This window comes from Pseudoxanthobacter sp. M-2, assembly GCF_046156265.1.
GTDB lineage: Bacteria > Pseudomonadota > Alphaproteobacteria > Rhizobiales > Segnochrobactraceae > CAMDHY01.
The window spans coordinates 214,805-240,422 of the sequence record NZ_JAWDIR010000022.1 but is presented as its reverse complement, the minus strand read 5'-3'; the positions used below and the strand labels follow the sequence as shown (position 1 = coordinate 240,422).

At 70.3% G+C, this 25,618-nt stretch carries 21 protein-coding genes and 1 riboswitch; of the genes, 2 read left to right on the top strand and 19 right to left on the bottom strand.

The window, feature by feature from the left end:
* Positions 1 to 14: 14 nt before the first annotated feature.
* From RUR49_RS12830 to RUR49_RS12800, 7 genes are all read right to left on the bottom strand, one after another.
* Complete coding sequence (locus RUR49_RS12830) at positions 15 to 812, bottom strand: carbohydrate ABC transporter permease (RefSeq protein ID WP_409146773.1); 798 nt, start codon at positions 810 to 812, stop codon at positions 15 to 17.
* Positions 812 to 1,693 (bottom strand): carbohydrate ABC transporter permease, encoded by an 882-nt coding sequence (locus tag RUR49_RS12825; protein ID WP_409146772.1) that lies wholly within the window; start codon positions 1,691 to 1,693, stop codon positions 812 to 814. The genes RUR49_RS12830 and RUR49_RS12825 overlap by 1 nt, the downstream gene beginning before the upstream one ends.
* The gene (locus tag RUR49_RS12820) at positions 1,693 to 2,778 is read right to left on the bottom strand and encodes an ABC transporter ATP-binding protein (protein ID WP_409146771.1); all 1,086 of its coding nucleotides are present in this window, start codon (positions 2,776 to 2,778) and stop codon (positions 1,693 to 1,695) included. Before RUR49_RS12820 ends, RUR49_RS12825 begins: the two co-directional genes overlap by 1 nt.
* 10 nt (positions 2,779 to 2,788) lie before the next feature.
* A complete protein-coding gene (locus tag RUR49_RS12815) occupies positions 2,789 to 3,877 on the bottom strand; it encodes an ABC transporter ATP-binding protein (RefSeq protein ID WP_409146770.1) in 1,089 nt (362 codons plus the stop codon).
* Positions 3,878 to 3,888: 11 nt separating this feature from the next.
* Positions 3,889 to 5,409, bottom strand: a complete 1,521-nt coding sequence (gene glpD, locus RUR49_RS12810; protein ID WP_409146769.1) for a glycerol-3-phosphate dehydrogenase — start codon at positions 5,407 to 5,409, stop codon at positions 3,889 to 3,891.
* Between the two features lie 174 nt (positions 5,410 to 5,583).
* Positions 5,584 to 6,375, bottom strand: a complete 792-nt coding sequence (locus RUR49_RS12805) for a DeoR/GlpR family DNA-binding transcription regulator (protein ID WP_409146768.1) — start codon at positions 6,373 to 6,375, stop codon at positions 5,584 to 5,586.
* A gap of 122 nt (positions 6,376 to 6,497) precedes the next feature.
* Entirely contained in the window at positions 6,498 to 7,862 is a 1,365-nt protein-coding gene (locus tag RUR49_RS12800) for a glutamine synthetase family protein (RefSeq protein ID WP_409147137.1), read from the bottom strand.
* A 249-nt stretch (positions 7,863 to 8,111) separates the two neighbouring features.
* Between RUR49_RS12800 and RUR49_RS12795 the strand changes: the two genes are divergently transcribed.
* Positions 8,112 to 9,656, top strand: coding sequence for an MFS transporter (locus tag RUR49_RS12795; protein WP_409146767.1), 1,545 nt, complete (start codon positions 8,112 to 8,114; stop codon positions 9,654 to 9,656).
* A 28-nt stretch (positions 9,657 to 9,684) separates the two neighbouring features.
* Here the strand turns inward: RUR49_RS12795 and RUR49_RS12790 are convergent, their stop codons facing one another.
* From RUR49_RS12790 to RUR49_RS12760, 7 genes are all read right to left on the bottom strand, one after another.
* A complete protein-coding gene (locus RUR49_RS12790; RefSeq protein WP_409146766.1) occupies positions 9,685 to 10,512 on the bottom strand; it encodes a glutathione S-transferase family protein in 828 nt (275 codons plus the stop codon).
* A gap of 71 nt (positions 10,513 to 10,583) precedes the next feature.
* Positions 10,584 to 11,954, bottom strand: a complete 1,371-nt coding sequence (locus RUR49_RS12785) for a glutamine synthetase family protein (RefSeq protein WP_409146765.1) — start codon at positions 11,952 to 11,954, stop codon at positions 10,584 to 10,586.
* A 111-nt stretch (positions 11,955 to 12,065) separates the two neighbouring features.
* Positions 12,066 to 13,988, bottom strand: coding sequence for a potassium transporter Kup (locus RUR49_RS12780; RefSeq protein WP_409146764.1), 1,923 nt, complete (start codon positions 13,986 to 13,988; stop codon positions 12,066 to 12,068).
* Between the two features lie 87 nt (positions 13,989 to 14,075).
* Complete coding sequence (locus RUR49_RS12775) at positions 14,076 to 16,928, bottom strand: EAL domain-containing protein (RefSeq protein ID WP_409146763.1); 2,853 nt, start codon at positions 16,926 to 16,928, stop codon at positions 14,076 to 14,078.
* 134 nt (positions 16,929 to 17,062) lie between these two features.
* Complete coding sequence (locus RUR49_RS12770) at positions 17,063 to 18,121, bottom strand: substrate-binding domain-containing protein (protein ID WP_409146762.1); 1,059 nt, start codon at positions 18,119 to 18,121, stop codon at positions 17,063 to 17,065.
* Between the two features lie 173 nt (positions 18,122 to 18,294).
* Positions 18,295 to 19,092, bottom strand: a complete 798-nt coding sequence (thiM, locus tag RUR49_RS12765; protein WP_409146761.1) for a hydroxyethylthiazole kinase — start codon at positions 19,090 to 19,092, stop codon at positions 18,295 to 18,297.
* A gap of 60 nt (positions 19,093 to 19,152) precedes the next feature.
* Positions 19,153 to 19,247, bottom strand: a riboswitch (TPP riboswitch).
* A gap of 272 nt (positions 19,248 to 19,519) precedes the next feature.
* Positions 19,520 to 20,443, bottom strand: coding sequence for a helix-turn-helix domain-containing protein (locus RUR49_RS12760; RefSeq protein WP_409146760.1), 924 nt, complete (start codon positions 20,441 to 20,443; stop codon positions 19,520 to 19,522).
* A gap of 232 nt (positions 20,444 to 20,675) precedes the next feature.
* Here RUR49_RS12760 and RUR49_RS12755 point away from each other — a divergent pair, with 232 nt between their 5' ends.
* Positions 20,676 to 22,016: a DUF2254 domain-containing protein gene (locus RUR49_RS12755; RefSeq protein ID WP_409146759.1), complete on the top strand. Its 1,341-nt coding sequence runs from the start codon at positions 20,676 to 20,678 to the stop codon at positions 22,014 to 22,016.
* Between the two features lie 109 nt (positions 22,017 to 22,125).
* Here RUR49_RS12755 and RUR49_RS12750 read toward each other — a convergent pair whose 3' ends face one another.
* From RUR49_RS12750 to RUR49_RS12730, 5 genes are all read right to left on the bottom strand, one after another.
* The gene (locus RUR49_RS12750) at positions 22,126 to 22,338 is read right to left on the bottom strand and encodes a type II toxin-antitoxin system RelE/ParE family toxin (protein ID WP_409146758.1); all 213 of its coding nucleotides are present in this window, start codon (positions 22,336 to 22,338) and stop codon (positions 22,126 to 22,128) included.
* Complete coding sequence (locus tag RUR49_RS12745) at positions 22,335 to 22,574, bottom strand: CopG family ribbon-helix-helix protein (protein WP_409146757.1); 240 nt, start codon at positions 22,572 to 22,574, stop codon at positions 22,335 to 22,337. Before RUR49_RS12745 ends, RUR49_RS12750 begins: the two co-directional genes overlap by 4 nt.
* Before the next feature lie 79 nt (positions 22,575 to 22,653).
* Positions 22,654 to 23,553, bottom strand: a complete 900-nt coding sequence (locus tag RUR49_RS12740) for an amidohydrolase family protein (RefSeq protein ID WP_409146756.1) — start codon at positions 23,551 to 23,553, stop codon at positions 22,654 to 22,656.
* The gene (locus tag RUR49_RS12735) at positions 23,550 to 24,644 is read right to left on the bottom strand and encodes a vWA domain-containing protein (RefSeq protein ID WP_409146755.1); all 1,095 of its coding nucleotides are present in this window, start codon (positions 24,642 to 24,644) and stop codon (positions 23,550 to 23,552) included. The genes RUR49_RS12740 and RUR49_RS12735 overlap by 4 nt, the downstream gene beginning before the upstream one ends.
* Before the next feature lie 122 nt (positions 24,645 to 24,766).
* On the bottom strand, positions 24,767 to 25,618 hold the full coding sequence (locus RUR49_RS12730) for an AAA family ATPase (protein ID WP_409146754.1): 852 nt from the start codon (positions 25,616 to 25,618) through the stop codon (positions 24,767 to 24,769).

The window sequence follows — 25,618 nt, the reverse complement described above, 5'->3', positions numbered from 1 at the left end:
CGGGCGGCGGCTCCTCAAACCCGGCCGAGGGCAAAGCCCTTGGCGATGTAGTTGCGGACGAACCAGATGACGATCGCACCCGGGATGATGGTGAGCACGCCCGCTGCGGCGAGCACGCCCCAGTCCATGCCGGCCGCCGACACCGTTCGCGTCATGATCGCCGCGATGGGCTTGGCGTCCGTCGTCGTCAGCGTGCGGGCGAGCAGCAGCTCCACCCACGAGAACATGAAGCAGAAGAAGGCGGCGACGCCGATGCCCGACGCGATCAGCGGCATGAAGATCTTCACGAAGAACTTCGGGAAGGAGTAGCCGTCGATGTAGGCTGTCTCGTCGATCTCGCGCGGCACGCCCGACATGAAGCCCTCGAGGATCCACACGGCGAGCGGCACGTTGAACAGGCAGTGCGCGAGCGCGACCGCAAGGTGCGTGTCGATCAGCCCGAACGCCGAGTAGAGCTGGAAGAACGGCAGCGCGAACACCGCCGGCGGCGCCATCCGGTTCGACAGGAGCCAGAAGAACAGGTGCTTGTCGCCGAGGAAGCGGTAGCGGGAGAACGCATAGGCCGCCGGCAGTGCCACGGCGAGCGAGATCACCGTGTTCATCACCACGTAGATGATCGAGTTGATGTAGCCCGAGTACCAGCTCGCATCGGTGAAGATCACCATGTAGTTGGCGAATGTGAAGGTCTGCGGCCAGAGCGTCACGCCGCCGACGATCTCCGTATTCGTCTTGAAGCTCATGTTGACGAGCCAGTAGATCGGCAACAGGAGGAAAAGAATGTAGAGAGTGGGGACGATGACCCGCGCGCGCATCAGCGGTTCTCCCCGTGCATCGGCGGTCGCTTGCCGGTCATCACCGTGTAGAAGATCCACGAGAACAAGAGGATGATGAGGAAGTAGACGATCGACATCGCCGCCGCCGGGCCGAGGTCGAACTGGCCGACCGCCATCTTGACGAGGTCGATCGACAGGAAGGTCGTGGCGTTGCCGGGGCCGCCACCGGTGACGACGAATGGCTCGGTGTAGATCATGAAACTGTCCATGAACCGCAGCAGCACGGCGATGATCAGGACGTGCTTGATCTTCGGCAGCTGGATGTAGCGGAACACCGACAGCCGCGAGGCGCCGTCGATGCGCGCCGCCTGGTAGAAGGCGTCGGGAATGGAGCGCAGGCCGGCATAGGCGAGCAGCACAACGAGGCTCGTCCAGTGCCAGACGTCCATGACGACGACCGTCACCCACGCCGACAGGGTGTCCTGCGTGTAGTTGTAGGGAATGCCGAGGTTGTTGACGGCGGCGCCGAGCAGGCCGATGTCGCCGCGGCCGAAGACCTGCCAGATGGTGCCGACGACGTTCCACGGAATGAGCAGCGGCAGCGCCATCAGCACGAGGCAGGCCGAGGCCCAGACGCCGCTGCGCGGCATCGTCAGCGCGATCGCCACGCCGAGCGGGATCTCGATTGCCAGGATGATCGCCGAGAACGCGATCTGCCGGACGAGCGCGTCATGGAAGCGCGAGGAGGCGAGCAGTTCCTCGTACCATTCGGTGCCGGCCCAGAAGAACTGGTTGTTGCCGAAGGTGTCCTGCACCGAATAGTTCACAACCGTCATCAGCGGGATGATCGCCGAGATCGCCACGATGAACAGCACGGGCAGGACGAGGAACCAGGCCTTCTGGTTGACGGGCTTGTCCATCAGGCGGCCTCCCCCGCAACGCGCCGGCCGTCGGCGTAGACGTGCACCCGCCCGGGATCGAAGACGGCGCGGACGCCCGATCCCTCGAGGGTGGAATCCTCCGGCAGCACCGCGGCGAGCGGTCGGCCGGCGAGACTGAGCTTGGCGACCTTGAGGCGACCGATGTCGTCGATGCGGACGATCTCGACGGGCACGCCCTCGCCCTTCGTCGACAGCCTGACGTGCTCGGGCCGGACGCCGATCTCGATGCGCGCCGTCTTCGGCAGGGCCGAGTAGCGGGTGCCGAGCGCCACCGTGGTGCCCTCGACGAGGGCGTTCGTGCCGTCGACCGCCGCCGGCAGCACGTTCATGCCGGGCGAGCCGATGAAGTAGCCGACGAAGGTGTGTTCCGGCTGGTCGAACAGCGCCTGCGGCGGGCCGATCTGCACGATCTCGCCGTCATACATGACGACCACCGTATCGGCGAAGGTCAGCGCCTCGGTCTGGTCGTGCGTGACGTAGATCATCGTCGCGCGGCTCTGGGTGTGCAGGCGCTTCAACTGGGTGCGCAACTGCCACTTCAAATGCGGGTCGATGACGGTGAGCGGCTCGTCGAACAGGATCGCCGCGACGTCCTCGCGCACCAGGCCGCGCCCGAGCGAGATCTTCTGCTTGAGGTCGGCGGTGAGGCCGCTGGCGTTGCGGTTGAGGAGCGGCGTCAGCTCCAGCATCTCGCCGATGGTGGCCACCCGCCGGTCGATGGTCGCCCGGTCGACGCCGCGGTTCTTCAGCGGGAAGGCGAGGTTCTCCGCCACCGTCATGGTGTCGTAGATGACCGGGAACTGGAACACCTGGGCGATGTTGCGCCGCTCGGTCGGCAGGTTGGTCACGTCCTTGCCGTCGAACAGCACGCGGCCGTGGCTCGGGTGGACGAGGCCGGAGATGATGTTGAGAAGCGTCGTCTTCCCGCAGCCGGACGGGCCGAGCAGCGCGTAGGCACCGCCGTCGCGCCAGGAGAGGTCGAGCTTCTTCAGCGCATAGTCGGCCGGTGTCTTCGGGTCCGCCCGGTAGGCGTGCGCGAGGTCGGAGAGATCGATGCGGGCCATCGTCGCCTCCTCAAGCCGCCGCTGCGCGCGTCGGCGCGGCGACGAGGCGCTCGCCGGCGCCGAACACGAACATGCGGTGCGGGTCGACATAGACCTCCACCGGCGCGCCCGGCGACAGGTCATGGACGCCGTGGGCGAGCGCCACCCAGTAGTGTTCGCCGTGCGTGAGGTGCACGAAGCTCTCCGAGCCGGTGATCTCCACCGCCCGTACCGTTCCCGACAGCGCCACGGCATCGGCGGTCGGCCGGCGCAGATAGAGGTGGTTGGGGCGAAAGCCGAGCGTCACCGCGCCCTCGCCGACGACGGCGAGGGGCCCGACCGGCGGCAGCACGGTGCCGTCGGCGAGCACCACGGTGCCGCTGCGGCCGTTGGCCGTGACGAAGTTCATCGGCGGGTCGGAGAAGGTCTCCGCCGTCACCTTGTCGGTCGGCCGCCGGTAGACGTCGAGCGTCGGGCCGAACTGGGTGACGCGGCCCTTCGCCAGCGTCGCCGTCGAGCCCCCCAGCAGGAGAGCCTCGGTCGGCTCGGTCGTGGCGTAGACGAAGATCGCGCCGGAGGCCGAGAAGATCTTCGGCAGCTCCTCGCGCAGTTCCTCGCGCAGCTTGTAGTCGAGGTTGGCGAGCGGCTCGTCGAGGAGCACGAGGCCCGCCTCCTTCACGAGGGCGCGGGCAATCGCCGTGCGCTGCTGCTGGCCGCCGGAGAGCTCGAGCGGCAGGCGCTGCAGCAGCGGCCCGAGGCGCAGGAGGTCGGCCGCCTCGTGGACGCGCTTGTCGATCTCTGCCTTCGGCCTGCCGGCGACGCGCAGCGGCGAGGCGATGTTCTCGTAGACCGTCAGCGACGGGTAGTTGATGAACTGCTGGTAGACCATCGCGACGTTGCGCTTCTGCACGGCCACGCCGGCGACGTCCTTGCCGTCGACCAGCACGCGGCCGGTCGTCGGCTTGTCGAGGCCGGCCATCAGCCGCATCAGCGTCGTCTTGCCCGAGAGCGTCGGCCCGAGCAGCACGTTGAGCGAGCCGGCGGCAAGCCGCATCGACACGCCCGAGATGTGCGTCTCGCGTCCGACCGACTTGCCGACGTCTTCAAGGGTGAGTTCCACGGCGCTCTCCCTCAGGCCGCCGGCAGGGCGGCGGTGCCGCGCGCGGCCGTCATGTGCTCGTCGAGGGCGGCGGCCTCCTCGGCGGTGAGCCGGAGGCCGAGCTTCGAGCGGCGCCACAGCACGTCGGCGGCGGTGGAGGCCCATTCGTAGGTCATCAGGTAGGAGACTTCCCGTTCGGTCAGGTCGGAGCCGAAGACGCGGCCGAGATCGGCGGCGGTCTTCGTGCCCTCGAGGATGAGGCGGGCGCGGGTGCCGTAGGCGCGCACCAGCCGCAGCGCATGCGCCGGCGCCAGGAACGGGTAGTCGCGCCGGAACCGGTCGGCGAGCGCCTGGGCGCCGTCATGGGGGAAGTCGCCACCCGGCAGCGCCGCCGTCGCCGTCCACGACGGGCCGTGCGGCAGGTGGGAGGCGAGCTTGTCGAGCACCGCCTCGGCGAGCCGGCGATAGGTGGTGATCTTGCCGCCGAAGACGTCGAGGAGCGGCGCGCGGCCTTCCGGCGCCTCGAGCTCCAGCACGTAGTCGCGCGTCGCCTCCTGGGCCTTCGAGGCGCCGTCGTCATAGAGCGGGCGCACGCCGGAATAGGTCCAGACGATCTGATCGCGCGTCACCGGCGTGCGGAAGTATTCGCTCGCCGCGTTGACGAGATAGTCGACCTCGTCGGGCTCGATCGCCACCGCGCCGGGGTCGCCGTGATAGTCGCGGTCGGTGGTGCCGATCAGCGTGAAGTCGCGCTCATAGGGGATCGCGAAGACGATGCGGCCGTCGGAATTCTGGAAGATGTAGGCGCGGTCGTGGTCGTAGAGCTTGCGCACGACGATGTGGCTGCCCTTGACGAGGCGGACGTGCGCCGGTGCGTTCGCCCGGATGGCGCCGGCGAGCACCTCGCCGACCCACGGGCCGGCGGCGTTGACGAGGGCGCGGGCGGCGATCGTCTCCACCCGCTCTGAGCCGTGAGCGCGCACGCTGACGCGCCACAGCCCGCCGTCGCGATCGGCGCAGACGCAGCGCGTGCGCGGTGCGATCGTCGCCCCGCGCGTCGCGGCATCGAGCGCATTCAGCGCGACGAGGCGCGAATCCTCGACCCAGCAGTCCGAATACTCGAACCCATGGGTGTAGCCGGGCTTCAGCGGCGCGCCGGTCGGGTCGCGGGTGAGGTCGAGCGTGCGCGTCGCCGGCAGGATCTTGCGGCCGCCGAGGTGGTCGTAGACGAACAGGCCGAGGCGCAGCAGCCACTTCGGGCGCAGGCCGTCGTGGTGCGGCAGCACGAAGCGCAGGGGCCAGATGATGTGCGGCGCGAGCTTGAGCAGCACCTCGCGCTCGAGCAGCGCCTCGCGCACCAGCCGGAACTCGTAGTGCTCGAGATAGCGCAGGCCGCCGTGGATGAGCTTGGTGGAGGACGAGGACGTGGCGCCGCCGAGGTCGCCCTGCTCGCAGAGATAGACCTTCAGGCCACGGCCGGCGGCGTCGCGCGCGATGCCGCACCCGTTGATGCCGCCGCCGATGATGGCGAGGTCGTAAGCCGCTGCTGCCACGCCGTTTCCCCGTCGGGCGCTCGTTGCGGCCACGGGGGGGCCTCGGCGCCTTGCTTCTTCACGGGAAACGCTAAGCGAAAACGAAACCGCGCGCAATAAGCCTCTAAGCGAAAGCCAACCGAAAATAATGCTGCACTGCACGAAAGTCTTCGGCGGTGCAGCGTGCGTCCGGCGTCAGGTCTCGGCGGGGGAGGGGGACGCCGCCATCGCCTCGATCACCGCGACCCCGTGCGACCCGCAGATCTCGGCGAAGGGCTGAGAGATCAGCCGGTCGGTGACGAAGGCGTCGACCTCGGAGACGTGGGCGATGCGGATCGGCGCCGAGCGCTCGAACTTCAGCCGGTCGGCGCACAAGATGACCTTGCGCGCATTGTCGATGATCGCCCGCGACACCCGCACCTCGCGGTAGTCGAAGTCGAGCAGCACGCCGTCCTCCTCGATCGCCGAGGCGCCGATGACGGCGTGGTCGACCTTGAACTGGCGGATGAAGTCGACCGCCGCCGAGCCGACGACGCCGCCGTCCGAGCGCCGCACCGGCCCGCCGGCGACGATCACCTCGATCTGGGGGTTGCGGTACAACAGGTTGGCGACGTTCAGATTGTTGGTGATGACGAGGAGCCCCTGGTGCCCCTGCAGCGCCCGCGCCACCTCTTCCGTCGTCGTGCCGATGTTGATGAACAGCGACGAGTTGTCGGGGATCAGCCGCGCCGCCGCCTCGCCGATCGCCCGCTTCTCGTCGGGGGCGATGAAGCGGCGGGCGTCGTAGCCGACGTTCTCGACGCCCGACGAGATCACCGCGCCGCCGTGCACGCGCGACAGGAGCCGCTGGTCGCAGAGCTCGTTCAGGTCCTTGCGTATCGTCTGCGGCGTGACGCTGAAGCGGCCGGCGAGTTCGTCGACGCCGACGCGGCCGTGGGCGCGGGCCAGCGCCAGGATGTCACCCTGGCGCGGCGAGAGAGCGTTCATGCGGGCTTCCTCCCCAGCGGCGATTCCCGCCGTCGTGCGGGCCTCACGTTAGGGGAGTTTCGCGCCTCCGAAAAGCGAACCGTTCGAAACAGAAACGAAAGCGCGCTTGCCCGTCGCCCGCCTCAGGTGCGCTCGAAGCCGCGCCACAGCTCCCAGTCGGTGACGCGACGGTCGTACTCGAACTGCTCCCAGCGCGCCGTGTGCAGGTAGTGCTCGATGACGTCGTCGCCGAACGCTTCCCGCAGCATGTCGGACTTCTCGAGCTCGCCGATCGCCTCGCGCAGCGTCTTCGGGATCTCGCGCACGCCGGACTTGCCGTAGTTGTCGCCCGACTGCATCGGCTCGAGCTCCATCTTCTTGTCGATGCCGTCGAGCCCGGCGGCGAGCAGCGCCGCGAACGTCAGGTAAGGGTTGATGTCGCCGCCCGGCATCCGGCACTCGACGCGCAGCGCCTTGCCGTGGCCGCAGAGCCGGAAGCCGGCCGTGCGATTATCGATGCTCCACACCGCCTTCGTCGGCGCGAAGGTGCCGACCTGGAAGCGCTTGTAGGAGTTGATGTAGGGGGCGAGGAAATAGGTTATGGCGCGCGCGTGGTGAAGCTGGCCGGCGAGGAACTGCCGGCACATCTCCGACATGCCGTGCTCGCCGTCCGGATCATGGAACAGCGGCTTGCCGGACGCCTTGTCCCACAGGCTCGCGTGGACGTGCGCCGAGTTGCCGGCGACGTTGTAGTCGTACTTCGCCATGAAGGTGATCGAGGCGCCATGCTGGTCGGCGATCTCCTTCATGGCGTTCTTCAGGATCGAGTGGCGGTCGGCCATCTCGACGGCCTCACCATAGCGCACGTTGATCTCGGACTGGCCCGGGCCCCACTCGCCCTTGGAGTTCTCCACCGGGATGCCGGCGCCCTCGAGCCCGTTGCGGAAGGCGCGCAAGAGCGGCTCCTCGCGGGTCGTCTGCAGGATCGCGTAGTCCTCGATGTAGTAGCCGGAGGTCTCGAGCTTCTTGTAGCCCTTCTTGGCGGCCTCGGCGTAGCTGTCCTTGAAGATGTAGAACTCGAGCTCGGAGGCGAGCGCCGCCGTCCAGCCGCGCTCCGCGAGCTTGGCCGTCTGCTTCTTCAGCATGGCGCGCGGCGAATAGGGGATCGGGTCGCCGTGGTGGTCGTTGACGTCGCAGAGCACCAGCGCCGTCCCCGGCAGCCATGGCGTCAGGCAGAGCGTCGACATGTCCGGCTTCAGCACGAAGTCGCCATAGCCCGCCGCCCAGCTCGTGCCGGCGTAGCCCTGCACCATCTCGTTGTCGATGTCGGTGGCGAGCAGGTAGTTGCAGGCGTGCGTCTCTTCGTGCGCGCCCTGGACGAAGTAGCGGGCCGACATCCGCTTGCCGGCGAGGCGTCCCTGCATGTCGACGAAGGCGGTGACGACGGTGTCGATCGTCTTGTCGTCGACGAGTTCGCAAAGGCGCTCGAAGGTCAGGTTGCCGGCCATCATGGTCCTCGTCGAAAGTTTTCCCCCGGCCGCTTGCGGGCCGCGCCCGATGCGTAGCACGGCCGCCCCGCACGCGGTCAATCGCGGCGCACGCTGAGCCGGGAAAGACTGGAGCGGCAGGCACGGCGGGACGACGGCAGTGCCGCGCCTTATCCTTAGCCGGCTCGCACCGTCACGCGCCTTTCATGCAACGCCATCAAGGTGCCGGCCGACACGCCGGCGGTGCGCCGGTCGATGCGGGGGTCTTCCATGCAGCAGCAGCCGTCCGGCCACGGAAGCCACGAGCACGCCACCGGCAGGACCGTGCAGCACTACATCGACGAGCGTCCGAACTGGCCCGACGGCACCCCCGTGCCGGTGACGCCGATGACGGCGATGCAGTGGCGCATCTGGGGGCTCGCCGCCGCCGGCAAGTTCTTCGAGGGCCTCGTTGTCTTCATGACCGGCGTGGCGATGCCGCTGATCGCCAACGAGTTCGGCCTCGGCGCGGTGGAGCACGGCGTCGTCGGGGCCGCCTCGCTCGCCGGCATCCTCGTCGGGGCGCTGCTGCTCGGCGGCCTCGCCGACCAGTTCGGCCGCAAGCTGATGTTCATCGTCGAGATGGTGCTGTTCATCATCTTCCTGGTGCTGCTCTCGCTGGCACCGAGCTACGCTTGGCTCGTCGTCTTCCTGTTCGGCATCGGCCTGGCGCTCGGCTGCGACTATCCGACGGCCCACCTCATCATCTCCGAGAGCATCCCGACCACTGCCCGCGGCCGCCTGGTGCTCGGCGCCTTCGCCTTCCAGGCGGTCGGCGCGCTCGTCGGAACCGCCGTCGGCTACGTCGTCCTCACCCTCGACCCCGACGTCACCGCCTGGCGGTGGATGTACGCCTCCGCCATCATCCCCGGCGCGATCGTGCTCGTCGGCCGCTTCTTCGTCACCGAGAGCGCGCCCTGGCTGTTCGCCCGCGGCCGCCGCCACGAGGCCGAGCGCGAGACCGCCCGCCTGCTGCAGCGCAAGCCCGCCTATCCGAAGAAGGTCGTGCTCGCCGCCCCCCATCCGCACACGGCCGCGGAGGCGGAGGACAGCGGCTGGATGGCCCTGTTCACTTCGAGGAACCGCCGCGCCACCATCCTCGCCTCGGTGCCGTGGTTCCTGCAGGACCTCTCCACCTACGGCATCGGCATCTTCACCCCGACGATCCTCGCCGCGACGCTGGGCCACGACAGCGGCAACGCCCGCAACGTCGCCGAGATCATCCAGAACGACGTCGCCGCCGCCGAAGGGGCTGCGATGATCGACGTGCTGCTCATCGTCGGCATCATCTTCGCCGTGCTGCTCGCCGACCGGGTCGGCCGCATCCCCCTGCAGATTCTCGGCTTCATCGGTTGCGCCGCCGGGCTCCTGATCGCCTCCTTCTCCGCCTACTACGACGGGTCGATGGCGACGGCGCTGATCTTCATCGGCTTCATGCTGTTCAACTTCATGACCAACCTCGGCCCGAACGCGCAGACCTACCTGCTCGCCGGCGAGGTCTTCCCGACCGCCATCCGCGGCAAGGGCGCGGGCTTCGCCGCCGCCTTCGCCAAGATCGGCGCGGTCCTCACCGCCTTCGGCTTCCCGATCCTGCTGTCGGCGATCGGCCAGCAGGCGCTGCTCTACGGCCTCGTGGCGATGTCGTTGCTCGGCGCCGCCGTCACCTGGTGGTTCCGCATCGAGACCACCGGCATCAGCCTCGACGACGTCGGCAAGCACGGCCACCATAAGGCCGCCGCCCCGCCGCCTGTGGAGCGGGCGACGGTGGAGCTCTGACGGGCCGGCGTTCAGAAGGCGGCGGCCCTTATGCCGCTGCCTTCGCCCCGCCCGCCGCGTGCCAGAGCTCGGCCACCCGCGGGAACGCCTCGGTGCCGTGCCGGACCCGCTTCTCCTCCGTCACGTCGCCCCAGCTGACGACGGCCGACTGGTAGGCCGGCCGCGCGGCGATCTGCCGGTACCAGCGGTCGAGGTTGCCGAGGTGCGCCCACAGCGGCGCCATCATGAACGACTCGAGCCGGCGCACGTAGACGACGAGCGCCACGTCGGCCATCGAGTAGCCGTCGCCGGCGAGGTGCTCGGTCTTCCCTAGCGTCTCGTCCATCTCCTCGAACAGCTTGCGGAAGGTGGCGATCGAACCCGGCAGCAGCGGTGAATCGAGGCCGGACTCGATGTTGGTCTGGTCGTTCTTCTTGCGCACGCCGTCCTTCATGGTGGCGTAGTATTCGGAGAGCTTGTCCTTCTCCTTCTCCTTGTAGATGAAGCGGTTGACGATGCAGACGCCGACCGTGCGGCTCGCGACGTGCACGCTCTCGTCGATCTTGCGCATCCAGATGCGCGCCCGCGCCCGCTCCACCGGCGAGGCGGGCCGGAGCGGCCGCTCCTGGAAGACGTCCTCGAGATATTCGAGGATGACGAGCGACTCCGGGATCGCCACGCCGTCGTGGATGATCGTCGGCACCAGGCCCTTCGGGTTCAGCGCGTGATAGTTCGGCGGCAGGTTGCCGACGTCGCCGCGGGCGGTGTCGACGATGACGCTCTCCCAGGGGATCTGCTTCTCGTCGAGGGCGAGGCGCACGCGCTGCGCGGCGGTGGAGCGATCGTAGTGGAAGAGCGTCAGCTTCGGCGTGTCCATGGGCGTGTCCTCGTGCGATGGGGCGTGGTCCGCCCTCGTCTGCGATATTTGGGACAGGGAGTAAGACGGCGTCAGACGTTGAGCAGCAGGTATTCCCGCTCCCAGCTCGAGATGACGCGGTTGTAGAGCTGCCACTCGAAGCGCTTCACCTCGGTGAAGGCGTCGACGAAGCGGCCGCCGAGCACGCGCCGGAGCGGCTCGGCCGCCTCGAACAGCGACAGCGCGTCGTGCAGGTGGCGCGGCAGCGCGAACGGCAGCGTGTGCGCGTCGATCGTCACGATCGGCGCCGGCTCCTGCGCTTCCTCGAGCCCGATCAGCCCGCAGGCGAGGGTGGCAGCGGTGGCGAGATAGGGGTTGGCGTCGGCGCCGACGACGCGGTTCTCGATGCGGCGCGCCTCCGGCGGCGCGTCCGGCACCCGCAGGCCGCAGGTGCGGTTGTCACGGCCCCAGTGGACGTTGATCGGCGCATCCGATTCCAGACGGATGCGGCGGTAGGAATTCACGTTCGGGCAGAACAGCGGCATCGCCGTCGGCACGTGGCGCTGCAGACCGGAGACGTAGTGCAGCAGCGCGGCCGAGTCGGAGGCGTCGGGCTCGACGAAGATGTTGCCGCCGTCGGAGGTGCGCACCACCGACTGGTGGATATGCATCGCCGAGCCCGGCTCGTTGACGTGCGGCTGCGCCATGAAGGTGGCGAACATGCCGTGCCGCATCGCCGCCTGCCGCGCCGTCCGCTTGAACAGGAAGGCCTGGTCGGCGAGTTCCATCGGGTCGCCGTGGCGGAAGTTCATCTCGAGCTGCGCCGGCCCGCTCTCGTGCGCCATCGTGCCGATCTCGATGCGCGAGGCCTCGGCGAAGGAATAGATCGCCTCCACCACCGGGTCGAACTCGTTCGCCGCCTCGATGCCGTAGGCCTGGCGGCCGCTCTCGGCGCGGCCGGACTGGCCGGGCGGGGCGGCCAGCGGCAGGTCGTGGTCGGTCGACTTGGCGACGAGATAGAACTCGATCTCCGGGGCGATGATGGGTTTCAGGCCCCGCGCCTTGTAGGCGTCGAGCACGGCGCGCAGCACCGAGCGCGGCGCATAGTCGACGGGCGTGCCGTCGGTGAAGGCGCAGTCGCAGATCACCTGCGCCGTCGGCAGCCCGTACCAGGGCACGATGCGGATGGTGCCCACATCCGGCACGGCGCGGATGTCCTGGTCGATCTCGGCGGCGACCTTGGTGTCGTAGACGGAATCACCCGTCACCCCCTGGATCAGCACGTGCTCGGGCAGCCGCAGCCCGGTGCTCGAGAAGGCGCGGATGAAGTCCTCTCGCGGCACGATCTTGCCGCGCATCATCCCGTTCATGTCGGGGACGATGCACTCGACCTCGTCGATGTTCAGGCGTCTGAGCCAGGCGATGCATTCGGCGGGATTGGTCGGCACGTCGGTGGTCGGCATGGAAGGCTCCGGCGCAGTCTCTCCCGCCAGTGTGCGCCGCCCGCCCCCCGCCCGTCGAGGGGAGGCGCCTCGGATGCCTGCCGTCAGACGCTCACCTTCAGACACTCACCGTCAGACGCTCACCTGCATGCCGATCTCCACCACCCGGTCTGTCGGGATCTGGAAATAGTCGGTGGCGTCGCTGGCGTTGCGGGCGAGCACGATGAAGATGCGGTCCTGCCACAGCGGCATGGCGGATTTCGCTGCCGGCCGGATCGAGCGGCGGGAGAGGAAGAACGAGGTCTTCAGGATCTCGAACTTCCAGCCGAGCCGCCGGCAGATCTGCAGGGCCTGCGGCACGTTCGGTTCCTCGACGAAGCCGAACTGCATGGTCACCTTGCTGAAGTGCTCCGACAGCCTCTCGATGGTGATGCGCTCCGCCTCCGGCACGCGCGGCGCGTCGCTCGACAGGATCGTCAGGATGACGTTGTGCTCGTGCAGCACCTTGTTGTGCTTGAGGTTGTGCATCAGCGACGACGGCGCCGACAGCGGGTCGCTGGTCAGGAAAACCGCCGTGCCGGGGACGCGGTGCGGGTGGCGCTTCTCGAGGCTGGCGATGAGGTCGGTGAGCGGCACCTCGCTCCGCCGTGTCTTCTCGATCAGCAGGCGCGAGCCTCGCCGCCACGTCAGCATCAACAGCACGATAAGGCCCGCGACGAGCAGCGGCACCCAGCCGCCGTGGTGGACCTTCAGCAGGTTGGCGGCAAGAAAGGTGACGTCGATGACGAGGAACGGCAGGATGACCGCGACTGCCGCCCCGAGCGGCCACCGCCACACCTTCCAGACGACGACGAAGGCCATCAGCACCGTCACCACCATGGTGCCGGTGACGGCGATGCCATAGGCCGACGCCAGCGCCGCCGAGGTGCCGAACATGCCGACCAGCAGCACGACGCCGAGGAACAGCAGCAGGTTCACCTGCGGCACATAGATCTGGCCGGCGTGCTCGGCCGAGGTATGGCGGATGGTGAGCCGCGGCAGCAGCCCGAGCTGTACCGCCTGCCGGCTCAGCGAGAACGCTCCGGTGATCACCGCCTGGCTGGCGATGACGGTGGCGGCGGTGGCGAGCAGCACCATCGGCACCAGCGCCCAGCCGGGGAAGAGCAGGAAGAACGGGTTCTCCGCCGCCTCCGGCTGCGACAGCACCAGCGCCCCCTGCCCGAGATAGTTGAGGGCGAGCGCCGGCAGCACCAGCACGAACCAGGCGAGGCGGATCGGTCGCCGTCCGAAGTGGCCGAGGTCGGCATAAAGCGCCTCGGCGCCCGTCACGGCGAGGAAGACGGCGCCGAGGGCAATCAGCCCGGCCTGCCCGTGCTCGGCCATGAACAGCGCGCCATACCAGGGATTGAGCGCGTTCAGCACGCCGGGGTCGTCGAGGATGTGGACGGCTCCCGCCGCCCCCATCGCAAAGAACCAGACCGCCGTGATCGGCCCGAAGAAGGCGGCGACGCGGCCGGTGCCGCGGTTCTGCACGAGAAACAGCCCGGCGATGATGGCGAGCGTGATCGGCAGCACGAACGGCTCGAAGCGCGGCTCGACGAGCTTCAGGCCCTCGACCGCCGACAGCACCGAGATCGCCGGCGTGATGATCGCGTCGCCGTAGAACAACGCCGCCCCGGCGATGCCGAGCGCCAGCATGACGCCGGCGCCGCGCCCGAAGGCGGTGCGGGCGAGCGCCATCAGCGCCAGCGTGCCACCCTCGCCGCGGTTGTCGGCGCGCAGCAGGATCAGCACGTACTTGACCGTGACGATCAGCACGAGCGCCCACAGGATCAGGGACAGCACGCCGTAGACCTCGACGCGCGAAATCGTGCCGTCCTGGTCGGCGGCGGCGAGCGCCTCGCGGAAGGCGTAGAGAGGGCTCGTCCCAATGTCGCCGTAGACGACGCCGACGCTGCCCAGCGTCAGGGCGAGGAGGTTGCCGCCGGCCACAGGGGTGGTCTCGCCGGACGGCTCGGCCGTGGCTCCGGCGACGGCCGGCTTGGCGCTACTCATGGGTGGACATGGGCCTCGACGCCGATTGTGCGGCGCAACGTCGGACGCTACTCCCACTATCGACACACCCGCAAGCGGCCGCGGCACTCAGGCGCGGCGGCGGGTCCGGATGGTGTCGGCCGCCTCGGCGAGCGGCATCGGCCGGGCGAACAAATAGCCCTGCAGGAGGTCGCAGCCCTCGGCGGTGAGGAAGTCGGCCTGCGCCTGCGTCTCCACCCCCTCGGCGACGACGAGCTTCGACATCGTGCCGCCGAGCGTGATGACGACCCGCGCCAGTTCCTCGTCGCCGCGGTCGCTGCCGATACCGTCGACGAACGACTTGTCGATCTTGATGGTGTGGATCGGGAACTGCCGGAGGTAGGCGAGCGAGGAGAAGCCGGTGCCGAAGTCGTCGAGGGCGAAGCGGCAGCCGATGGCGCCGAGCCGTCGGATGTTCTCCATCACCGCCGGGGACGATCGCAGCAGCACCCCCTCGGTGATCTCGAACTCGATGCGCGGCGGATCGACGGCATGTTCGGCAAGCATCGCCGTGATCTCGTCGGCGAAGTCGGTGTGCTCGAGGTCGATCGCCGACAGGTTGATCGACATGCCGATGTCGCTGCCGCCGGCGGCGTCGATCGCCGCCACCGCCTCCAGGGCGCGGCGGACGATGAGCCGCGTCATCTCCTGGATCAGCCCGGATCGCTCGGCGGCGGGCACGAAGTGGTCCGGCCGCAGCACCGAGCCGTCGGCACAGCGCCAGCGGGCGAGCGCCTCGAAGCGCCGGATGGCGCCCGTGGCGGCATCGACCTGCGGCTGGAACAAGAGGAACAGCGCCGTCTCGGCCGGCTCGGTGCGCAGCAGCGTCTCGATCGCCAGCCTGTCATGCGCCTGCCGCTCCAGTTCCTCGTCGAAGAAGCAGACGCGGTTGCGGCCGGTGCGTTTCGCCTCGTAGAGGGCGAGATCGGCCTCGCGCACGAGGTCATCCGATGTCGTCGCCGGTCCCGAGACGGAAACGCCGACGCTCACCGTGATGGAGAAGCGCCGCTCGCCGACGGCGAGCGGCAACCGCAGCCGCTCGACGATGCGCCCGGCGATACCGGCGAGCGCATCCGGTTCCGGGATCGTCGGACACAGCACGGCGAACTCGTCGCCGCCGAGCCGCGCCACGCGGTCGCTCTCCCCAACGATCTCGCTCGCCACCTGCGCCACCGCGGCGAGCAATTGGTCTCCCGTCTCGTGGCCGAGGGTGTCGTTGATGTCCTTGAAGTGGTCGAGGTCGAACATCAGGAGCCCGACCGACCGGCCCGTCTCGCGTGCCGCCGCGAGTGCCTCCTCCACCTGGTCGAACAGCGCCCGCCGGTTGGCGAGCCCGGTGACGACGTCGTGCAGGGCGTCGTGGCGCAGCTTCGCCTCGGCACGCTTGCGGGCGGTGACGTCGGAGTGCGAGCCGGCCATGCGGTAGGGCACGCCGTGCTCGTCGCGGACGGCGAGGCCGCGCACCAGCATCCACAGATAGGTGCCGTCGGAGGCGAGCAGGCGGTGCTCGATCTCGAAATGCGGCGAGCGGCCGGCGAGGTGGTCCTCCAGCGCGCCGAGCACGGCGGCGCGGTCGCCGGGGTGCATGCGGTCGAACCAGATCGACGGCGCGTCCCGCACGTCCTCCTCGCGGTAGCCGAGCATCGTCTTCCACCGCGGCGACAGATAGAGCCGGTTGGTCTTCAGGTCCCAGTCCCACAGGGAATCGTTGGCGCCGCGGATCGCCAGGGCATAGCGCTCCTCGCTGTCGCGGAGCGCCCGGTCCGCCCGCCGGCGCTCGTCGGCCGTCTGCACGAAGGTGTTGAACCAGCGGGACAGCTCGGCGATCTCGTCCTGGCCGTTCACCGGCACCGGCCGCAGCGCCGCCGGATCGCCCGCCTGGAAGCGCTTGAAGCGCTCGGTCAGCTGCTTCAGCGGCGTCACCACCGTCTGCGACAGCGCGAACCCGACGGCGGCGACGAAGGCGAGGCAGATCAGCAGCGCCACCGAGGTGGCGAGCGCAATGCCGGCCGTCTCCGCCCGGATCGTCCGCTGCGGCACCAGCGCCAGCACCCACCAGCCGGTCTGGTTCGAGCGCACCGCCGTCACCAGCGTCTCGACGCCGTCGATCGTCATCTCGGTGGCCGCCGGCGGATCGGCGAGGGCGGCGATGAGGTCCTCCGGCACCGTCGTGCCGATGCGCTCGGCGTGCGGGTGGTAGACGATGCGCCGGCTGCCATCGACAACCATCAGATGCGAGCCGACCCCGAGGCTCGACACCACGAACTGCCGGTAGAGCGCGTCGACGTCGAAGTTGACCAGCACCGAGGCGACCGCCCGCCGTGTCACCGTCTCGCGGTCGGTGCGCCAGATGCCGCGGCCGGCGGTGATCACCAGCCTGTCGGGCGAGCGCGGGTTGAGGTTCTCGACGATGCCGAACCAGTGCGTCCGCTCGCCCGCGCTCGCGAGAGCCGACAGGATCTCGCCGCGGCGGTCGCTGTCGGGCGGGGCGGAATCGAGGGTGCCGCCAACGTGGTAGTAGGTGCCGTTGGCGGCGAGCACGTCGATCGACACGAGCCCGCGGATGTAGAGGTAGTTGCTGAGGATGTAGCCGACCTTCGCCTGCGTCGCGAGGCGGGTGTAGGCGTCGGTCTCGATGCGCTCCTGCGACACCGCGTCGACGATGTCGTCGACGCTGACGATGCTGCCGATCAGCGATTCCACCTGTTCGAGCTGCAGGTCGAGATAGTCCCGCTCCGCCTCGAGCAGCGCCACCGAATAGCGTGCCGCCAGCCGGTCCACCACGGTCTGCGACACCTCGAACGAGGTCAGCCCGAGCACCAGCAGCGGCAGCACGCCGAGAACGGCGATGTAGGCGACGAACTTGACGAGCAGGCTCGCGTGCCGCCGCCGCCGCGGCGCCGCCCCCTCGGGTCCCGCCATTGCGGAGCCGGAAGCCGCGGTCGGTTCGGACGAGGGCGCCGGGTCCTGTCCCGAGCCGGATGCGCGGTCGCGGGCCGGGTCTCCCGCCTGAACTCTCACCGGATGGGCGGCCGGGTCCTGGACCGGATCCTGGCTCATGGCCCCCCGGTCGGCGTCGGTGCCGCGTTGATGGTCTCCGCATCGACGACGATGACGTCGATCATCGTCACCGCCGGCACGCTCTCGCCGCGCAGCAGGCTGAGGGCGTAGGCGACGCCGGTGTGGCCCTGCAGGTCGGCCTGCTGATCCACCGTCGCCTGCAGCTCGCCGGTAGCGATCGCCTGGCGCGCCTCATCCAGGGCGTCGAAGCCGGCGACGCGCACGTCGAAGCGGCCCGCGTCGCGCAGGTAGCGGCTGGCGCCGAGCGCCATCATGTCGTTGGCGGCGAAGACGAGCGTGATCTCCGGGTGGGCTGTCATCACCCGCTTGGTGACGTCGTAGGCCTCGTCGATCTTCCAGTTCGCGCTTTCAGAGGCGGCGATGGGCACGCCCGCCTCCTCGAAGCCGCGCACGGCGCCCCGCCGCCGCGCCTCGGCATTGTCGGCGCCGCGGATGCCCTCGAGCACGAAGGCGGCCGGTGGCCGGTCCGGCGAGGCGGCCGCGTCCGCCACCAGGCGGCGGGTGGCGAGCAGGGCGCCGGCCTCGTTGTCGACGCTGACGAACGGCACGTCGACGAGGCCGGAGCGGGCGAGGAAGTCGGGGTCGAGGCGGTTGTCGATGTTGACGACGGGGATGCCGGCCTCGCGGGCGCGTTTCACCGCCGGGATCAGCCGCACCGAATCGCCCGGGGCGATGACGATCGCGGAGACGTTGTCGGCGACGAGCTCGTCGACGATCGCCACCTGCTGCTCGATCGAGGTCTCCTGGGCGCCGGTGCGCACGAGCAGCTCGGCCCCGAACTCGTCCGCCGCCCGCCGCGCCCCCTGCTCCATCTTCAGGAAGAACGGATTGGTCAGCGTCTTCATGACGAGGGCGACGCGCGGCACGACCATCGCCGCGTCGCTTGCCGCCTCGCTGCTCGCCGCCGTCTGCGCCGGGGGCGTCGCCTCCTCGCAGGCGGCGAGCGCGAGCAGCAGCGCGGCGGCGGTGATCGCCCGGCGCGCAGTGCCGCCGAGGACGCCAGACACAGTCGAGATGGCGCCCGCGAGCGTCATGGCCGTGGCCCCCGGCAGGCCGTGGCGATGGGGGTCGCGGCCTGCTTCCTCGATGCATCCGGTCACGCGGGTGGCGACACCCGCGCATGAACGTCCGGATACGGGGCCTACTCTAAGCGCGCCGGCGTGGTCCTACCAACCGGAATCGCCGGACTTTGGCGCCACGCGCGGGTTCAACTCACCCGCGCCCGCGCCTCGAGGTCCGCCGGCGTGACGGCGGCGAGCGTATCCAGCAACCGCACGGCGAAGCTGCCGGGGCCGCTCGCGCCATCGGCAGCGATCTCGCCGGCGACGCCGAGCAGCACCATGCCGGCGGTCGCCGCCTCGAAGGCCGGCAAACCGGCACCGAGGAAGGCGCCGATCAGCGCGGTGGCGGCACAGCCCGTGCCCGTGACGCCGGCGAGCATCGGCGTGCCGTTGGCGATGCGGACGAGCCGGGTGCCGTCGGAGACCACGTCGACCGCGCCGGAGGCGACCACCGCCGCCCCCGAGCGCACGGCAAGCCGCCCGCAGGCCTCCACTGCGGCGTCCGCCTCGTCGGCGGCATCGACGCCGCGCCCGGTCGCCGCGCTCCCTGCGGCCGCCAGGATCTCCGAGGCGTTGCCGCGCACGACCGCCGGCCGTTCCAGGAGCAGCGTAGCCACCGCCTCGCGACGGAACGCAGTGGCGCCGCCGCCCACGGGATCGAGGATCCACGGCTTGCCGACGGCGTTGGCCGCGCTGGTGGCGGCGAGCATACCGTTCAGCCACGGCTGCGAGATCGTGCCGATGTTGATGACGAGGGCGCTCGCGATCGCCGCGAACTCGCCCGCCTCCTCCTCGGCGTGGATCATCGCCGGCGCCGCGCCGGCGGCGAGCAGCACATTCGCCGTCCAGCCCATCACCACGTAGTTGGTGATGTTGTGAACGAGCGGCCGTGCCGCGCGCATCTGCGCGAGGGCCTCGCCGGGCGAAACGGAAAGCGTCGTCATCCTCGTGTCTCCTCCTCGCGTCCGGGGGCGGGGAGGGCGGCCGCGTCACCGGAAGCTCCGGCCGCGGCACATCGCCGTTCCCTTCGCCGGTACGACCCGGATCAGGTTCGATGGGTGTGATCTCAGCCGCGTGCGCGGCACCCCAAGGCAGGGCGGATGATACACGGGATCGCGGGGAGGGGAAGCGGGGGGAGGGGTGGCAGTCCGCCACCAAGGCCGCGGCGAGGCGGGGCGGCGAGGCGGGGCGGCGAGGCGGATGAGGCGCACCTGTCCCTCCCCTGCCAGGGGGAGGGACAGACCGCGAAGCGGTCAGGGTGGGGCCTGTGAATCCGAATTCAGGTTCGCGTTGGGATTGACAGGCCCCCCCCTGCCGCGCCTGCGGCGCGGCTGTCCTCCCCCCTGGCAGGGGGAGGACGCAACCACCCCCTCACCGTTCCCCCGCCGCCCGGTACGCCGCCGGCGACACCCCCGCCCGGCGGGCGAAGAAGCGGGAGAAGTAGGCCGGGTCGGTGAAGCCGAGCGAATAGGCGACCTCGGCCACCGTCATCGAGGTGTAGACGAGGCTGCGCTTCGCCTCGAGCAGCACGCGGGCGTGCAGCACCTCCTGGGCGGAGCGGCCGGCGACGCGGCGGCAGACGGCGTTGAGGCGGCCCTCGCTCAGCGCCAGTTCTGACGCCAGCGCGCCGATGCGCGGCTGCGTGCGGAAGCGTTCCTCGACCAGCCGCCGATAGCGATCGAACAGCGCGGCATCGGCATTCGCGAGGTCGGTGCCCACGGCGCCGGCCGCCCCGGCTGCGTCGCTGCCGCCGTGCGGCCCGGCCTCGACGGCGCGGGCGACGGCGACCAGCGCCAGCGATACCCGCGCCAGGATCGCCGCCCGGCTGCCGGCGCGCGGAAAGCGCACCTCGCGCTCGATGGCGGCGAAGGCCGCCAGCGTCTCGGCCGCCTCCTCGCCGCAGAGCGCCACCTGGGCGGCGTGGCTCGCCGCGCCGGCGAGGCCGGGGTCGCCGAAGGCGGCGAGCGCCGCTGCGAGCCCCTCGGCCGACAGCGTCACCACCCAGCCCTCGGTGCCGGGCTCGAAGGCGAAGCCGTGCACCACCACCGGCGGGGTCGAGATCAGCATCGGCGCGGTGAGCGTCAGCCGACGGCCCTCGAGGTCCATGACGCCGCCGCCCGCCGCCACCGCCATCACCTGGTGGAGGTCGCGGTGGCGGTGCGGGCGGATCGTCCAGTCGTGCAGGGAGGCCCGCGCCCGGATCGTCTCGACGTGCAGGAAGCCGACCTCGCGCTCCTCGTCCGTCTCGCCATAGAGCCGGTAGCGCGGAATCTCGCCGTGGCGCCGGCTGGCCAAGGGGCGCATCCTCCGCTAGGCGGACGCGGCCCGGCGCGCGGCCGGGGGCGGTGGGGCGGCCGGTTGGAACGCCAGCGGCGATCCCGTGTTGTGCAGGGGTTCGCCCGGTCGCATCGGACCGTTCCGGGCGACGCGGTGAGAGGCGAGCTTCGGGCTCGGAAGCAACGTCCGATCGACCGGTGCCCAACCGATCGGCAGGCGCTTCCGCCCGGACGCAGGGGGGCGATCGTCGATGATCTCGAAATGGCGCTTCATGGCGCTGCGACTCGGCCGGCGCCTGTGGGTGCGCGCCGGCTTCTTCGCCGTGCTCGGCGTGGCCACCGCCTTGCTCGCGATCGTCGCCGAGCGCTTCATCCCGTGGGAGCTGCCGGGCAAGATCGGCGCCGACGCGGTCGACAGCATCCTCAACATCCTCGCCTCGAGCATGCTCGCGGTCACCACCTTCTCGCTGACGGTGATGGTGGCAGCCTACAGCGCCGCGACCTCCAACGTCACGCCGCGCGCCACCCGGCTCGTCATGCAGGACGTCACGACGCAGAACGTGCTGGCGACCTTCCTCGGCACCTTCCTGTTCAGTCTCGTCGGCATCATCGCGCTCTCCACCGGCGTCTATGGCGACCGCGGGCGCGTCGTGCTGTTCGTCGTCGTGCTCGGCGTGATCGTCGTCATCGTCGTCGCGCTGCTGCGCTGGATCGACCACCTGTCGCGCCTCGGCCGCGTCGGCGAGACCACCGACCGCGTCGAGAAGGCGACGGCAGCGGCCCTTGCAGGCCGAATAGAGACCCCATGCCTCGGCGGCCGGCCATGGCTCGCCTCGCCGCTAGTGCCGCCCGACGGCGCCGTCGCTGTCGAATCGGAGACCGTCGGCTACGTGCAGCACGTCGATATCGGCGGCCTCTCGGCGCTCGCCGAGGAACACGACTTCACCGTCTATCTCGCGGCACCGCCCGGCGCTTTCGTCCACGACGGCAAGCCGCTCGCCTGGCTGGTCGGAGACGCGGTCGACGGCGACGGCGCTGGCGATTTCGGGGCGGCCGTGCGCGAAGCGTTCGTCGTCGATGCGGAACGCTCCTTCGAGCAGGACCCCCGCTTCGGCCTCGCCGTCCTCGCCGAGATCGCCTCGCGGGCGTTGTCGCCAGCGGTCAACGATCCCGGCACCGCCATCGACGTCATCGGCCGCGCCGTGCGGCTGCTGCAGCCGTGGGCGCACCGCGGCGAGCCGCACCCGGAAGGCACCGTCGGCGCCGACGACGAGGCGAACCTCGGCGTAAGGTCCGGCCCGGACGAGGACATCGCCTGCCCGCGCGTCCACGTGCCCCCGCTCGCCGTCGCCGACCTGCTCGACGACGTCTTCGCGCCGATCGCCCGCGACGGCGCCGGCATCATCGAGGTGCAGATGCGCCTGCAGAAAGCCCTGATCGCGCTCGCGAGCATGGGCGACGACGCGATGACGGCGGCGGCGCTCGAGCAGTCGCGGCGGGCGCTCGTGCGCGCCGAGGCCGCCCTCACCTTGCCCGACGACGTCGCCCGCCTGCGCACCCTTCTCACCACCCACCGGGGCCGGAGGGGCTGAGGCGGGCGGAGCCGACCACTGCGGAAATCGAACCCTGTCAAAGCGAACTCGGCCAAGCCTGCGCGGCGTGAAGAACGGTGAGGATCTGGATTTCTTCGCCGAGGATTCGTTAGGCGACGATGTATGGCGTGCCCGTCACGATCATTTCGAAGGTTGCGGGCACCCGGCCGGGCCGCCCCTTTCGCGGATGCGGACGCAGCGTCTCGGTTTGCTCGACGATCCGCCGGATGAGCCGCGCGGCGGCGGGCGGGTTATGCTCGCTGACGTAGGCGCCGACCTCGTCGAGGCGACGCAGGGCTCGCCGTGTCCAGCGCAGTCTCACCCTGGCTCGCGCGCATACTTACCGATAACGGTCGCAAGATCGGTATCCGAGGCGAAGTGCCCCGCGTCGGCGTCGGCCACCCCGGCCTCGATGTCGGCGATATGGTCGGACTGCACAGCCACATAGGCGGCGATGGCATCTCCCGCCACCTCCGACACTGGCCGGTCGAGCTTCGCCGCCAGCTCTTCGAGGGATATGGCGGTCCGCTCGTCCACGGAGATCTTCAGGGCGACCATGTGTTGCCCCACCCTTTTTGCTGCACGCGCGAGGGTAGCATGCGGCGGGGGACGGTCGGAAGCGGCCAACTGACGGCCCTCAGAGCCGGTACACCCGCTTCGCGGTGTCGTGCAGCATCGCCCGGCGGTCGGCCGAGCTGTAGTCCGCCAGCACCGAACGGTAGGCGGCGATCAGGGCCGGGTAGGTCGTCCACAGCTTCTCGATCGGGAAGTTGGAGCCGAACAGGCAGCGGTCGGCGCCGAACATCCCGTGCGTCTCGCCGACCACCTCGGCGATCAGGCCCTGGTCGAGGCGGTGCACGAAGGTGCCGAGCGCCGACAGCTTCACCACCACGTTCGGCTGCTGGGCGAGCCGCTGCATGCCGTCCCGCCAGGCGGCGATTCCGGCCGGCGAGCGGTCCTCCGGCATGCCGCAGTGCTGCAGCACGAAGGTCACGCCGGGGAAGTCGGCGGCCAGCCGCGCGGCGCTCTCCATCTGGGAGGCGAACACCTGCAGGTCGAAGCTCCAGCCGTGGCCGGCGAGGCGCGCCATGTTGGCGCGCAGCACGGTGTCGTCGCAGAGGTCGGGCCGCGGCTGGAAGCGGTATTGCGGATTCTCGTGCCAATGAAGCTGCATGCGCACCCCGCGCATCAGCGGGTACTTGGCCTGCGCCTCGAAGACCGCGCCGGTGTCGGGGGTGAGCATGTCGGCATAGCCGACGATGGCGTGCGGCCAGCCGGTGCGGTCGGCCGTCTCCTGCACCCAGGCGACCTCCTTCTCCGCCGTACCCGGATCCCAGTTCGTCTGCACGTAGACGGAGGCGACGACGCCGGTGCCGTCGAGGTCGGCGCGGTATTCCTCGATCGGATAGTCGCGGCGGATCGGCGCGTAGGGGCCGAAAATGCGCGGCACCTCGGGCCCGCGCAGCCAAGGCAGGTCGCCCTGGCGCCAGATGTGGTGGTGGGCGTCGATGATCGGCTCGGCGTGCTGGTCGCTCACGGGTGTCGCTCCAGTCTGGAAGCGCGAAGGGCGCGGCCGCGCGGGGCGCGCGCCAGGGCGGGAAGGGCGGCGGCGGCACGAGTGAAGGCGTGGATCGAGCTCGCGTCGTCGAGGAGGTCGAGGTGCGGCGCGGCGGCACGCATCGCCCGCGTCTGCGGCCGGTAGTCGGGGCTCGCGGCAAGCGGCGTCAGCCAGACGAGGCGGAAGGCGAGGCGGGCGAGGCGCTCCACCCCGTGCCGCATCTCCTCCGGGTCGCCGCGCTCGAGGCCGTCGGAGACGACGACCACCACCGCCCCGCGCATCAGCGCCTGGTGGCGCGGATCGGCGATGAGCGTCGTCAGCGAGGCCCCGATGCGCGTGCCGCCGTCGGCATCACTGATGATCCCCGCCAGCGCCGACAGCGCCGCGTCGCCATCGCGCCGCGCCAGCGCCTTCGTCACGCGGGTGAGCCGGGTGGCGAAGGTGAACGCCTCGGTGCGCACGCCCGATCGCACCGCCGCCCGCGCGATCCTGAGCAGCCGCGGCGAGTGATCTTTCAGCGAGCCGGAAACGTCGACCAGCACCAGCAGCCGCCGGGGCCGCTCCGGCCGCGCCGACCAGAACAGCCGCACCGCCTCGCCGCCGGTGCGGCGGGCTCCGGCGAGGATGCGGCGGAGGTCGAGACGGTTGCCGCGGAGCGACCGTTGCCGGCGGCGGAGTGCCACCGTCGGAACGGTCTCAGAAAGCGTCTGGGAGAAGGCGAGAAGCTGTTGCCGTTCAGAGGGTTGCATCCCGCCAAAGGCCCGTCCGCCGCGGCCTTCGTCGAGCGACGTCGACCGTCCGCCGCCGGCACCGTCGGTGGCGAGCATCGGTCCATCGGTGCCAAGTGACTGATCGTCCTCGGAAATCTCCTCCTCGTCAGCCGTGTCTTTCGGTGCCGGCGGTGCCGCACCGAGGAAGTGCGCGGCGAAGACGGCGTCGAAAACGCCAAAATCCTCCGGCCGCCGCACCAGCGTCAGACGCGCAAGACGTTGGAAATCCTGAAGTTTCGCAGGTGGCCAGCCGGCGAGGGCGGTGAGGAAATCGGCGCTGGCAGCGGCGTCCACCGCCACCCCGGCCCGCCGCAATTGTTGAGGAAACTCAACGAGCCGCCGCTCGGCGATGGCCGTCGGTAGCGGCCCGCCGTGCACGGTCCGCCGGTGACCGTCCGACGGTGACCGTTCCCCCGGCACCGTCAGGCGAGCTCCCGCAGGATGTCGGCGCGGGAAAGCGTCTCGAGGTCCTCCTCGTCCTTGACGAGGAGGCCGAGGGAGCGCCGGAGCGCCTCCGGCCAGGCGACACCACCGGCGGCGAGCGCCGCGGCGCCGGCCGCCCAGTCGATCGTCTCGGAGATGCCCGGCCGCTTGCCGATCGGCAGCGTCCGCACCGCCGCCACCGCCGCGACCAGCCGCTCCGCCGCCGCCTCGGCGAGACCGGGATGGCGCAGCCGCAGGATCGCCGCCTCGCGGGTGGCGTCGGGGTAGCCGATGAAGTGGTAGAGGCAGCGCCGGCGCAGCGCGTCGTGGAGCTCGCGGGTGCGGTTGGAGGTGAGCACCACCGGCACCGGATGGGCGGCCGCCACCGTGCCGCGCTCGGGGATCGAGATCTGGAAGTCGGAGAGGAATTCCAAGAGCAGCGCCTCGAAGGCGTCGTCGGCGCGGTCGATCTCGTCGACCAGCAGCACCACCCCGCCGGGGTCGCGCACGGCCTTCAGCAACGGCCTCTCGATGAGGAATTCGTCGGAGTAGAGCTCGCCCTCGCCGCCGCGGGCGGCGACGAGCTGGCGGGCATGGTTCCACTCGTAGAGGGCGGCGGCGGCATCGAGGCCCTCGTAGCACTGCAGCCGCACCGGCTGCCGGCCGAGCGCCGCCGCGAGGGCGCGGGCGACCTCCGTCTTGCCGACACCCGGCGCGCCTTCCAGCAGCAGCGGACGGCCAAGGGCGAAGGCGAGGAAGATCGCGGTCGCGAGGTCCTCGTCAGCGAGATAGCCGACGCTAGCGAGCCGCGCGGCGACGTCCTCGGGCGACGCGAAGGGGGACGACGTCAT

Coding starts and splice junctions, on each gene's coding strand:
- RUR49_RS12770 (WP_409146762.1), bottom strand. CDS start 18,121: ATGACGCTCGCGGGCGCCATCTCGACTGTGTCTGGCGTCCTCGGCGGC.
- RUR49_RS12805 (WP_409146768.1), bottom strand. CDS start 6,375: ATGAACGCTCTCTCGCCGCGCCAGGGTGACATCCTGGCGCTGGCCCGC.
- RUR49_RS12825 (WP_409146772.1), bottom strand. CDS start 1,693: ATGGACAAGCCCGTCAACCAGAAGGCCTGGTTCCTCGTCCTGCCCGTG.
- RUR49_RS12790 (WP_409146766.1), bottom strand. CDS start 10,512: ATGGACACGCCGAAGCTGACGCTCTTCCACTACGATCGCTCCACCGCC.
- RUR49_RS12800 (WP_409147137.1), bottom strand. CDS start 7,862: ATGGCCGGCAACCTGACCTTCGAGCGCCTTTGCGAACTCGTCGACGAC.
- RUR49_RS12775 (WP_409146763.1), bottom strand. CDS start 16,928: ATGGCGGGACCCGAGGGGGCGGCGCCGCGGCGGCGGCGGCACGCGAGC.
- RUR49_RS12755 (WP_409146759.1), top strand. CDS start 20,676: ATGATCTCGAAATGGCGCTTCATGGCGCTGCGACTCGGCCGGCGCCTG.
- RUR49_RS12780 (WP_409146764.1), bottom strand. CDS start 13,988: ATGAGTAGCGCCAAGCCGGCCGTCGCCGGAGCCACGGCCGAGCCGTCC.
- RUR49_RS12795 (WP_409146767.1), top strand. CDS start 8,112: ATGCAGCAGCAGCCGTCCGGCCACGGAAGCCACGAGCACGCCACCGGC.
- thiM (WP_409146761.1), bottom strand. CDS start 19,092: ATGACGACGCTTTCCGTTTCGCCCGGCGAGGCCCTCGCGCAGATGCGC.
- RUR49_RS12830 (WP_409146773.1), bottom strand. CDS start 812: ATGCGCGCGCGGGTCATCGTCCCCACTCTCTACATTCTTTTCCTCCTG.
- RUR49_RS12785 (WP_409146765.1), bottom strand. CDS start 11,954: ATGCCGACCACCGACGTGCCGACCAATCCCGCCGAATGCATCGCCTGG.
- RUR49_RS12730 (WP_409146754.1), bottom strand. CDS start 25,618: ATGACGTCGTCCCCCTTCGCGTCGCCCGAGGACGTCGCCGCGCGGCTC.
- RUR49_RS12745 (WP_409146757.1), bottom strand. CDS start 22,574: ATGGTCGCCCTGAAGATCTCCGTGGACGAGCGGACCGCCATATCCCTC.
- RUR49_RS12820 (WP_409146771.1), bottom strand. CDS start 2,778: ATGGCCCGCATCGATCTCTCCGACCTCGCGCACGCCTACCGGGCGGAC.